We start from the raw sequence: 10,908 nt of genomic DNA, 5'->3' as shown, positions 1-10,908 counted from the left end.
GGCGGCGATTTCGGCGGGATGGTGCGCGTAGTCGTCGTAGATCGCGACGCCGTTCCATTCGCCGCGCGGCGAGAAGCGGCGGTCCACGCCCTCGAAGGACGCGAGGCCATCGAAAATCTGGTCGGCGGAAAGGCCAGCATGGAGGCAGGCGGCGATCGCGGCGGCCGCGTTCAGCGCGTTATGCGCGCCGGGCACCTGAAGCTTCACGCCCGTATGCCGAAGCGGAGGCTCGCCGGGTTTGCCTGCGATGACAACGTCGAACATGACGGAAGCGCCCTGGCTCACGACGTTGTCGATCTTCACACGGGCGTCGAGCGCTCGGCCGAAGGAGGTGAGCGGCGGCAGTTCGCCCGAAGCCGCGAGTTCCTGCGTCAATTCGCGCACGACAGGGTGATCGATGCCCGCCACGGCGACGCCGGTTTGCGGAATCTGCCGCAGGAAGGTGCGGAACGCCTCATGCAGCGCTTCGACGGAGCCGTAATAGTCGAGGTGCTCGGGATCGATGTTGGTGGCGACGCCGATTTCGGTCGGCAGCTTGATGAAAGTGGCGTCGGATTCGTCCGCCTCGACCACCATCCAGCGGCTTGCGCCGATGCGCGCATTCGTGCCCCAAGAGCGCAGAACGCCGCCGACGAGCACAGTTGGATCGAGCCCGGCCTTCTCCATGACCCAGCCGATCATGGATGTGGTCGTGGTCTTGCCGTGCGAGCCGGTCACGCAGATCGTGCGATAGCCCTTCATCAGCGCGGCGAGCGTCTCGGCGCGGCTGAACACGGGAAGCCCTCGCTCGCGCGCGGCCTGAAGCTCGGGGTTGCCTTCCTTGACGGCGGATGAAATGCAGACGACGGACGCGCCTTCGAGGTTTGCCGCGTCCTGCCCGATGAGCACCTTGATGCCCTGCGCCGCGATCCGTCGCGTGTTGGCGCCCTCTTTCTGATCGCTTCCCTGAACCGGGATGCCGCGCTCTTGCATGATCTCGGCGATGGCGCTCATGCCGATGCCGCCGATGCCGATGATGTGAATCCGGCCGCCGGAAAGCGGATCGATCATCTTATGTCCTTTCTTCCCTCGGGCCGGAGTCTGGCGCGTCGCAAAACGATCCGATGACCCCGGTTTTCATTGGGAGACTGCTCCGCCGCAAGTGCAAACGCCGAAAAGCCAGTCGATCCTGTCCCCGATATGTTCAATCCCACGATGATACGGTGCGGATATTAAGCGGTCGCTGCCGCGTCGGCGGCAAATTCGTGCTTCTCCGCCAGTTCTTCGAGCAGATCCGCGAGATTCTCCACAGCTCTGTAGTTCGCCAGCGCATGCGCGCCGGTTGCAGCTCGAACGAGCGCCGTCGGATCTTCGAAAAGGCGGCGGACAGTGGCTGCGAGATTTTCGGGCGTAAGCGTCGCCTGCGGGAAACACCAGCCGGCACCCGCCGTTTCCATGCGTGTGGCGTTTTCGAGCTGGTCGTTATCCTTCGCGTGCGGCAGCGGCACCATGATCGCGGGTCGCCCCAGCGCGCACAGCTCGGCCACGGTGGTCGCGCCGCTGCGTGCCACAATGAGATGCGAGTTCGACATCTTGCTAGGAAGATCCTCAAAGAATGTCGCAAGTTCGGCGGCGATGCCGCAACCCTCGTAGGTGTCGAAGACGCGGTCGATGTCTTCCTCGCGGCATTGCTGCATCACGAACAGGCGGTCGCGCATTTGATCCGGCAGCAGCTGCAATGCCTGCGGCAAAATGTCTGAGAGGTAGCGCGCGCCCTGACTGCCTCCGACGATCAGAAGATTGAGCTGTGCCTGGCTCGACGGCGGGCGGTAGGGGATGGCCTTCAGCGCCAGCACCGACTGGCGCAGCGGAGAGCCGGTCACGCGCGCTTTTTGCAGCATGCGGCCTTCGAGATATTTTGTGTTCTCGAAAGAGCAGGCGATGGCCTTGACCATCGGCGCGAGGAAGCGGTTCGCCTGGCCCATCACCGAATTCTGCTCGTGGATCGCGGACGGGATTCCCCGGCCCATCGCCGCCAGCACGGGCGCAAGCGTGGGATAGCCGCCGAAGCCGATGATCGCGCGCGGCTGCGCCTCACCCATGATGCGATACGACGCCTGGAAGCCATGCCCGAGCACGCCGAGCGTCTTCGTCGCCTCGATCGGCGAATGACCTTTGAACGTGGCGGCCGCGACCTTGTAAACCTTGCGCGCAGGAAATTCTGCGCCGAAGACCGTTCCACGGGTATCGGTGATGAGGTCAACCTCATAGCCCCGGCGGGCGAGTTCCTCGCCGAGCGCCTGCGCAGGAAAGAGGTGGCCACCGGTTCCACCGGCCGCCAACATGATCGAACCGCGGCTCATGAACGCGTCTCCCTTCCGGATGTCACCGTGAGACCCAAGGGCGGCAGCACTTGGGCAGAGTATTTGAACACCGATCTTCTCGTCAGGGCAACGATCATGCCCAATGTGACGGCCGTCGCAAGGAGCGACGAGCGGCCATAGGAAATAAAAGGTAGCGTGACGCCCTTCGCAGGGATCAGGTTGAGGTTAACAGCCATGTTCACCAGCGCCTGAAATCCGAAAAGCATCACGAGACCGGCCGCTGCAAGCCGAATGAAGGCATCTCGTTCGCGAAACGCTGCTGTCAGCGCTTTCCAGACGATGAAGGCATAAATCGCGACCAGAAAAAGGCAGGCGGCGATGCCCATCTCCTCGGCGATGGCGGCGAACACGAAATCGTTGTGCGCATCGGGTAGCCGGCCCTTCGCGAAGCCTTCGCCCAACCCATGCCCGAGCCATCCCGCATCGCGAAATGCGTTCATCGCGAGCACGGTCTGCATGGACTCGGTGCCGCCGCCCGCGAAGCGATTGATGCGGGTCATGACGTGCGGCATCGTGAAATAGGCGGCGATGAGGCCAGCGGCCGCGAGGGCGAGAAAGATCGGCGCGAACCTGAGCGAATAGCCCGACAGGAAGAACAGCGCGCACCATACCGTCGCGACGATGATCGTCTGCCCCATGTCGGGCTGAAGCACGAGCAACGCGACGAAGGCCACGAGTGCCAGCCCCGCGAATTCCAGCGCGGGCATGTCCTGCCGCTTGATACTTTCCGAGAAAAGCCAGGCCGACAGCACCACGAAGCCCGGCTTCACGAACTCTGACGGCTGAAGGAGAACGCCGCCGATGTTCAGCCAGCGCACCGCGCCGTTGCGCTCCATGCCTTGCAGGAGCGCCGCCACCATCAGCGCGAGGCCGACGCCGAACATGATAAGCGCCAGCCGCTTGACCTGCTGCGGAGTAGCCAGCGAGACAACGAACATGATCGCGAGCGCCGCAATCACGCCGATGGTATGCCGCTTCACGAAGTAAAACGGTTCGAGCTTGAGCTTTTGCGCGATGTAGGGGCTCGCCGCGAAGGAGGCCGCAAGCCCCGCAACAGCGAGCACGAGAATCAACGCAAGGAGCGTGCGATCGACCGTGATCCACCAATCGGTGACGACGGCGCGCTCAGCGCGGCTGAAGCTCATGCCGCCTTTTCCTTGGCGGGCGGGGCGGACAGGGCTTCGACGGCAGCGCGGAAGGCGTCGCCGCGAATTTCGAAATTGGGATATTGGTCGTAGGAAGCGCAGGCGGGCGAGAGCAACACCACCGCGTCCTCGCCCGAGCCTTGGGCTGCGGCGTCGGCGGCGGCTTCGGCCACCGCGCGGTCGAGCGTGCCCGCCATCGACACCGGCACGCGGCCGCCGATGGTCTGCGCGAACTCCTCCGTCGCGACGCCGATAAGATACGCTTTCCGTAGGCGCGGGAAGAAGGGCACCAGCGGCTCGATGCCGCCCGCCTTCGGTTTGCCGCCCGCGATCCAGTAAATGTTGGTGAAGGAGAGAAGCGCGCGCTCGGCGGCGTCCGCGTTCGTGGCTTTCGAGTCGTTCACGAACAGCACATGGCCGATGCGTCGAATTTCCTGCATGCGGTGGGCGAGGCCGGGGAAGCTCTTGAGCCCCTCCACGAGTGCGGCCCACGGAAGGCCGAGGCTCCGCGTCGCGGCGAGCGCTGCGGCGGCGTTCTGCGCGTTGTGCGCCCCGCGAAGCGAGCCGATGCCGGATAGCGAGGTGCGGTTTTGCTGCGCGCCGTCCGCAAGCTCGAACAGGCCGGAGCCTTCGCCGTAGACGCCGGTCGCGACGGGCTTCGTTGATGAGATGCGTAGCGTCCGCACGCCGCGCGCCTCCGCCCGCGCCGCGATGGCGTCGCACAGCGCGTCGTCCGCACCGATGACCGCCGTCTCTCCGCCCGTCATGTTGGCGAAGAGCTTTTCCTTCACGGCGGCGTAGCCTTCAAGACTCCCGTGGCGGTCGATATGGTCGGGCGTGATGTTGAGAAGGATGCCCGCGTCCGGGTCAAGGCTCGGCGTCAGGTCGAGCTGGAAGCTCGAAAGCTCAAGCACGTAATGCTGGCCGTCGACAAACGGCGGCAGGTCTAGCACCGCCTTGCCGATGTTACCGCCGCAAACGCTAGCTAGGCCCGCCGCGTTGAGAAGGTGGTTCGACAGCGCCGTCGTGGTCGACTTGCCGTTGGTGCCGGTGATGGCGATGACAGGGCAGCGCGCGCCGACGCGCCGACGCTCGCGGAAAAAGATCTCCGTATCGCCGATGATCTCGACGCCGTTCGCCTCAGCGAGCTTCACCGTCCAATGCGGCTCGGGATGCGTGAGCGGCACGCCCGGCGCGAGCACGAGGCTGTCGAGCGCGCGCCAGTCGATCTCGCGAAGGTCGCGCACCGGAAGCCCGGCCGCGACCGCAGCATCGCACCCTTTCTCGCCATCGTCCCAGACCATCGTCTCCGCGCCGCCCGCGATCAACGAACGCGCAGCCGCAAGCCCCGACATGCCCATGCCGAAGACGGCGACCTTCCGGCCCTTGAACGAGTGCGCTTCGATCATGTGCGTTACCTCAGCTTCAGCGTGGCCAGCCCGACGAGGGCGAGGATCACGGCGATGATCCAGAAACGCACGACAACAGTCGGTTCGGCCCAGCCCTTCTGCTCGAAATGGTGATGCAGCGGCGCCATTCGGAAGACCCGTTTGCCTGTCAGCTTGAAGGACAACACCTGCACGATCACGGAAACGGTTTCGAGCACGAACAGACCGCCGACGATGGCGAGCACGATCTCGTGCTTCACGGCGACGGCGATAGAGCCGAGCAGGCCGCCGAGCGCCAGCGACCCGGTGTCGCCCATGAAGATCATGGCGGGCGGCGCGTTGAACCACAGGAAGCCGAGCCCCGCGCCGAGCAGCGCGCCGCAGACGACGGCAAGTTCGCCTGCGCCGGGCACAAAATGAATTTGCAGATATTCCGAGAAGATGCGGTTGCCGACGAGATAAGCGATCAGCCCAAAGGTGGCCGCCGCGATCATCACCGGCACGATGGCGAGACCGTCGAGGCCGTCCGTCAGGTTCACCGCGTTGCCCGCGCCCGCGATCACGAACACGCCGAGGCACACGAACAGCACAGGCCCGAGCGTAATCACCACGTCCTTCAAGAACGGCACGGTAAGGCTCGTCGAGATCGACGGAGCGGTGGCGACCATGATCGCGTAGGTGGCGATGCCCGCGATCAAGAGTTCGAGCAACAGGCGAAAGCGCCCGGAAAACCCCGACGTGTTGCGCTTCGTGACCTTCAGATAGTCGTCATAGAAGCCGATCAGGCCGTAGGACAGCGTGACGGCGAGCACGATCCACACATAAGGATTATACGGGTTCGCCCAAAGGAGCGTTGCCACGCACAGCCCGAGCAGAATCATCAGCCCGCCCATGGTCGGCGTGCCCTTCTTCGAGAAGTGCGATTTCGGACCGTCCTCGCGGATCGGCTGGCCCTTGCCCTGCCTCACGCGCAGCGAGTTGATAAGCGACGGCCCGAGCAGAAACACGATGAGCATCGCCGTAACGACCGCCCCAGCCGTCCGGAAGGTGATGTACCGGAACAGATTGAAGACAGGCGCCTGGTTGCTCAGTTCGGCCAACAGATAAAGCATGCAAATGTCCACCTCGGAGCGTGCCCGCCAGTGTGGCAAGCCGTCCCGTTCTTGTTTTCCGCTCGGCTCTGCCGCTCCGGCGCATCCGGGGCGGGGCCGATCCAAAGCGCCGCGCGATCCTGCGATCAGGCGCCCATTGTCGTGTCAGTCGCCAGCTCCGCATCGGACGGCGCCAGCAAATTGCGAGCTTCCGCTCCGGCTAGCTGGGCAAGGATGCGAAACGCGCCTTGAGCGCCTCCGCGATCTGTCCCATCCGGCTGCCAAGCGATCCCTTGATCATGACGGCGTCGCCGCCGCGGATGGCATCGAGCACCGGCCCGCGAAGATCCTCCGAGGCGTTGGCCCATCCGCCGCGCTTTTCGGCGGGCAGACTTTCATGCAGGCTCGCCATCAAAGGACCGGCGCAGAAAACGAGATCGACGGCGTGCGAGTCAACGGCGCTCGCAAGAGAGGCGTGAAATTGTGGCGCGTCGTGGCCCAGCTCCAACATATCGCCGAGCACGGCGATGCGTCGCGCGTAGCGCGAGGGCGGCACGGCGCCCAGCACGTCGAGAGCGGCGCGCATCGAAGCCGGATTGGCGTTATAGCTTTCGTCTATGACGAGCACAGGGCCGCGCGGCGTTTCGAAGGTGGCGCTTCGGCCGCGTCCCTCGGGTGCCTCAAAGCGCGCCAGGGCTGCTGCTGCGGCCTCGACATTGCCGCCGAGGAGCGACACGCCCGCCAGCGCCGCGACCGCGTTCTGCGCGAGGTGCCGCCCAGGTGCGGCGAGCGCGAACGTAACGCGCTGATCGAAAATGTCGGCCGTGACCACGGACCCTTCCTCTGTGCGCTCGAAGCTCACGAGGCGCGCTTCCGCTTCGGAGCTGATCCCGAACGGCACGACGCGCGCACTCTTTTCGCGGGCGAACGCCGCCAAGCTTTCAAAATGCGGATTGTCGGCGGGCAGGATAGCCGCCCCGCCTTGCTCCAAACCTTCGAAGATTTCGGCCTTCGCGCGCGCGATTTCGGCCTCGGAGGCAAAGAACTCAATATGAACCGGCGCGACCCAGGTCACGATCGCAACATGCGGCCGCACGAGCTTCGCGAGCGGCACGATCTCGCCCGCGTGGTTCATGCCGATCTCGAACACGCCGAAGCGCGAGGCGGCGGGCATACGCGCGAGCGACAGCGGCACGCCCATGAAATTGTTGTAGGATTTCACCGAGGCATGCGTCGGCCCGCTCTCGGCGAGCATCACGCGCAGCATCTCCTTCGTGGTCGTCTTGCCGACGCTGCCGGTCACGGCGGCGATGCGCGCATCCGTGCGGGCGCGGGCGACGCGGCCAAGCTCTTCCAGCGCCGCGAACGGGTCGTCCACGCGGAACAGCGGCTCGTCCGCCGCCAACGGCACCTGCGGCGCGTAGTCGCGAGAGACAAGCGCCCCCGCCGCGCCATTGTCAAAGGCGGCGGTGATGAAACGATGCCCGTCCGAGCGCTCGCCCTTGATCGCGACGAACAGGTCGCCGCGCTCCACCGTACGGCTGTCGATGCTCACGCCCGAAACGACGACATCGGCGGCGGGTGGCGCTATGCCGAGAGCGCGCGCGATCTCCGCGCCGGTCCACAGCGGCTTAGCCACGATTTGCTCAGGCATGGCTTGCTCTCCGTTCTCCGATGGCGGCGAGCGCGGCAGCGACCGCCTCATGATCGGAATAGGGAATGACTTTGGTGCCGACGATCTGCCCCGTTTCGTGGCCCTTGCCGGCGACGAGCAACACATCGCCCCGCTCAAGGTTGCCGACGGCGGTGGCGATGGCCTCCGCGCGCCCGTCGATCTCGGTTGCGCCCGGTGCCGCCGCCATGATCGCGGCGCGGATTGCGGCGGGTTCCTCGCTGCGCGGATTGTCGTCGGTGACATAGACCATATCGGCGTTGGCGGTCGCCGCGCGGCCCATCTCGGGACGCTTGCCCCTGTCGCGGTCGCCGCCGCAGCCGAACACGACATGCAGCCGCCCGGTCACGTAAGGGCGGAGCGCTTCCAGCGCCTTCACCAGCGCGTCGGGCGTGTGCGCATAGTCCACGAATATCGGCGCGCCTGCGCTCGTCTCGCCGACATAGTCGAGCCGACCCTTCGCGCCCCGGAGCGTTTCCAGCGCCTCGAAGACGCCTCCCGCCGAACTGCCGAGCCCGAGCGCGAGCCCCGCCGACACCAGCGCGTTCGACACCTGGAACGCGCCGGCGAGCGGCAGCAGCACGGTGAAAAGCCGCCCGCGATAGATGATCGAAAGCCGCTGGCGGAAGCCGTCGCGCTCGACGCCCTTCAGGCAAAGCGCGGCGCCGCGTTCGCCCACGGTCATTACGTCGAGCTTCTTCGCGCGAGCCGTGCCCACGACATCGTCCGCGTGATCGCCATCCGCGTCGATGATTGCAGGGGCGCCGGAGGGCAGGAGATCGCGGAAGAGGCGCATCTTCGCGTTGAAATAATCTTCGAAGGTCGGGTGATAATCGAGGTGGTCGCGCGTGATGTTGGTGAACGCGCCCGCCGAGAAGCGCACGCCGTCGAGCCGGTGCTGGTCGAGGCCGTGGCTCGACGCTTCGAGCGCGAGGTGCGTCACGCCCTCGTTCGCGAGATCCGCCAGCGCCTTGTGCAGCACGACCGGATCGGGCGTCGTATGCGACAGGGGCCGCTCGCCCGCATTGGTGATGATGCCGATGGTGCCGAGGCTAGCCGCGTCGTGGCCCGCCGTCGCCCATATCTGCCGCAGGAACGCCGCGACGGATGTCTTGCCGTTCGTGCCCGTGACGGCGGCGATGGTGTCGGGCTGCGCGCGATAGAACCGGGCGGCGAGAAGCGCCAGCGCGCGCCTCGGCTCGGCGGCGCGGAGGAGCGCTACGGAAAGCCCCTCGGCGTTCGCCGCCTCACCCGCAAGCACGGCCACCGCACCGGCAGCTTCCGCCGCCTTCGCGTAAGCCATGCCGTCCGCCTTCGTGCCCGAAAGCGCAGCGAACAGCATGCCCGGTCTGACCTGCCTGCTATCGGCGGTAAGACCAGAAATCTCGGGGGTCGCCGCTGTACTGGTATCCGCCGCCGGACCGCGAGCCGCCACGGTCGTCGCGGTATCCGTATGCGGGAGGCTGCCGCGGCTGAGAGTAAGCGGAATATCCTTGATCAGATCCGCCAGTTTCATAACGATTCTTCCGGTATGGCGCGCGGCGCGCGTCGAAGGGCGCCGGCTGTTCATAGGAGGTCGCGGCCGCTTCGTCAAACCGGGGAGTGGGCAGAATGTCGAGCATGGGAGCGATGCGCTTTATGATGGCTCCGGCTGTCGGAGCGGCATTCTGCGACGCCTCGTTGCTCTTGGTTCCCGCTTCCGCGTGAGGCTCGTCAATCGTGACCATGACAAGGTATCGCGGCGCGTCGATCGGAACGGCCGCCACGAAACTGTTGATGACGTCCGAGGAATAGCGCCCCTCTTTCACCTTGAGCGCAGTTCCCGTCTTCCCTCCCACACCCAGACCTTGAACGGCGGCCTTGCGCCCCGTGCCCCGTTCCACGACCGCGCGCATAAGATCGCGCATCGTGGCGCTCGTTTCGGGAGAAATCACGCGCTGCGGCTCGTCGCTCGCGCTTTTCTCCGCGATCAGAAATGTCGGCTTCAGCCTTTCGCCGCCGTTCACGAGCGAGGCCATCGCCGACGCGAACAGCAGCGGCGGCACCGCGATGCCATGCCCGTACGCCACCGTCGCCACGTTCACCGGCCGCCAAATTTTCGGGAAAACCGGCGTCGGCGACGAGCCCGCCTCCGTCTCCAGCTTCTCGAACAGGCCGAGCGATCTCAGAAACGCCTGTTGCTTCTCTCCGCCCGCCGCCAGCGCGATGCGCGCCGAGCCCGTGTTCGACGAGTGGATGAAAATGTCCTCCACCGAGTACATCCGGCGGCTCGCATGCGGGTCGCGCATGGTGAAGCGGCCGAGCTTGAACGGCGTCGCGTCGAACATCTCGTAGCGGGTCGCGATGCCCTGATCGAGCGCCATCGCGATGGTGAGCGATTTGAACACCGAGCCGAGTTCGTAGACGTCGGTCACGACGCGGTTCTGCCGGTTCTGTCCGGCGGCCTGCTCGCGGCGGTTCGGGTCGAAGTCGGGCAGCGACGCCGACGCGACCACTTCGCCGCTCTTCACGTCGAGCACGATGCCCATCGCCGCCTGCGCAGTGTAGCGCTCCATGGCCTTCGACAGTTCATCAGTCAGCGCGTGCTGCACGCCGAGATCGAGCGAGAGCTTCACGATTGGCCGCTCGGCGAGCGAGGTGGGTGTGAGCTGCGTGCCGAGCTTCTGGTCGATGTACCACTCGACGCCGCTTCGCCCCTCATTATCGACGTTCGTGATGCCGAGAATGTGGGCCGCGACGTTTCCGGCGGGATAGACGCGCTGCACGGTCGGCATGAGCGAGAGCGCCGGGATGCCGAGCGCGTGCGCGGCCTCGGCCTGCTTCGGTGTCAACCCGCGCTTGACGTATTCGAAGCGGCTGTCCTTGTCGCGAAACTTCCGGGCGAGCGAGCCCTGATCGAGATCGGGGAAAAGGGCGACAATCTTTTCGGCGGCCTCATCCGGGTTCAGGATCTGACTCGGGTTCGCCACCAGCCAGTAAACGCGGATGTCGGTTGCGAGGAGCCTGCCATTGCGGTCGACGATGTCCGGGCGGCTTTTCGCCAGCGCGACCGGGGCCGACTGCGAAGAAAGCGAGGGCATCTCGGCAGACGTGATGCCGTAGCGCGTGATCTGCACCGAGAGGGCGAGAAAGCCCGCAGCAAAGCACGCGGCCAGCAAAGCCTGCGCGCTCCGCGCGTTCTTCGCGGCTCGCTCGGCGCTTTGCGCGCCGCCGATCCTGCGGCACAGCGAGGCCAGCGTCACCATGGGC

General features: G+C 65.7%; 8 protein-coding genes. All 8 read right to left on the bottom strand.

All coding sequences use genetic code 11. From position 1 onward, the window contains the following. On the bottom strand, positions 1–1,050 hold a 1,050-nt coding region (gene murC / locus T281_RS05695; RefSeq protein WP_037235536.1), incomplete at its 3' end, for a UDP-N-acetylmuramate--L-alanine ligase. 161 nt (positions 1,051–1,211) lie between these two features. After that, positions 1,212–2,342: an undecaprenyldiphospho-muramoylpentapeptide beta-N-acetylglucosaminyltransferase gene (gene murG, locus T281_RS05690; RefSeq protein ID WP_037235533.1), complete on the bottom strand. Its 1,131-nt coding sequence runs from the start codon at positions 2,340–2,342 to the stop codon at positions 1,212–1,214. Next, positions 2,339–3,508 (bottom strand): FtsW/RodA/SpoVE family cell cycle protein, encoded by a 1,170-nt coding sequence (locus T281_RS05685; protein WP_037235530.1) that lies wholly within the window; start codon positions 3,506–3,508, stop codon positions 2,339–2,341. The genes murG and T281_RS05685 overlap by 4 nt, the downstream gene beginning before the upstream one ends. Beyond that, on the bottom strand, positions 3,505–4,917 hold the full coding sequence (gene murD / locus T281_RS05680) for a UDP-N-acetylmuramoyl-L-alanine--D-glutamate ligase (protein ID WP_037235527.1): 1,413 nt from the start codon (positions 4,915–4,917) through the stop codon (positions 3,505–3,507). The genes T281_RS05685 and murD overlap by 4 nt, the downstream gene beginning before the upstream one ends. 5 nt (positions 4,918–4,922) lie before the next feature. Next, the gene (mraY, locus tag T281_RS05675) at positions 4,923–6,008 is read right to left on the bottom strand and encodes a phospho-N-acetylmuramoyl-pentapeptide-transferase (RefSeq protein ID WP_037235524.1); all 1,086 of its coding nucleotides are present in this window, start codon (positions 6,006–6,008) and stop codon (positions 4,923–4,925) included. A gap of 199 nt (positions 6,009–6,207) precedes the next feature. Further along, positions 6,208–7,641 carry a UDP-N-acetylmuramoylalanyl-D-glutamyl-2,6-diaminopimelate--D-alanyl-D-alanine ligase gene (locus T281_RS05670; protein WP_037235556.1) on the bottom strand — a complete coding sequence of 478 codons (1,434 nt, stop codon included), beginning with the start codon at positions 7,639–7,641 and terminating at the stop codon, positions 6,208–6,210. Then, positions 7,634–9,094 carry a UDP-N-acetylmuramoyl-L-alanyl-D-glutamate--2,6-diaminopimelate ligase gene (locus T281_RS05665; protein WP_037235521.1) on the bottom strand — a complete coding sequence of 487 codons (1,461 nt, stop codon included), beginning with the start codon at positions 9,092–9,094 and terminating at the stop codon, positions 7,634–7,636. Before T281_RS05665 ends, T281_RS05670 begins: the two co-directional genes overlap by 8 nt. Further along, positions 9,021–10,904, bottom strand: a complete 1,884-nt coding sequence (locus T281_RS05660) for a peptidoglycan D,D-transpeptidase FtsI family protein (RefSeq protein ID WP_052037103.1) — start codon at positions 10,902–10,904, stop codon at positions 9,021–9,023. The genes T281_RS05665 and T281_RS05660 overlap by 74 nt, the downstream gene beginning before the upstream one ends. Between the last annotated feature and the right edge of the window lie 4 nt (positions 10,905–10,908).

Source organism: Rhodomicrobium udaipurense JA643, from assembly GCF_000636015.1.
Classification (GTDB): domain Bacteria; phylum Pseudomonadota; class Alphaproteobacteria; order Rhizobiales; family Rhodomicrobiaceae; genus Rhodomicrobium; species Rhodomicrobium udaipurense.
Note: the sequence above shows the minus strand (reverse complement) of the source record. Positions and strands in the feature narration are given on the sequence as shown.

Bases quoted from the DNA above. Each gene is read 5' to 3' on its own strand.
- mraY (WP_037235524.1), bottom strand. From the start codon at position 6,008: ATGCTTTATCTGTTGGCCGAACTGAGCAACCAGGCGCCTGTCTTCAAT.
- murG (WP_037235533.1), bottom strand. From the start codon at position 2,342: ATGAGCCGCGGTTCGATCATGTTGGCGGCCGGTGGAACCGGTGGCCAC.
- T281_RS05670 (WP_037235556.1), bottom strand. From the start codon at position 7,641: ATGCCTGAGCAAATCGTGGCTAAGCCGCTGTGGACCGGCGCGGAGATC.
- murD (WP_037235527.1), bottom strand. From the start codon at position 4,917: ATGATCGAAGCGCACTCGTTCAAGGGCCGGAAGGTCGCCGTCTTCGGC.
- T281_RS05685 (WP_037235530.1), bottom strand. From the start codon at position 3,508: ATGAGCTTCAGCCGCGCTGAGCGCGCCGTCGTCACCGATTGGTGGATC.
- T281_RS05660 (WP_052037103.1), bottom strand. From the start codon at position 10,904: ATGGTGACGCTGGCCTCGCTGTGCCGCAGGATCGGCGGCGCGCAAAGC.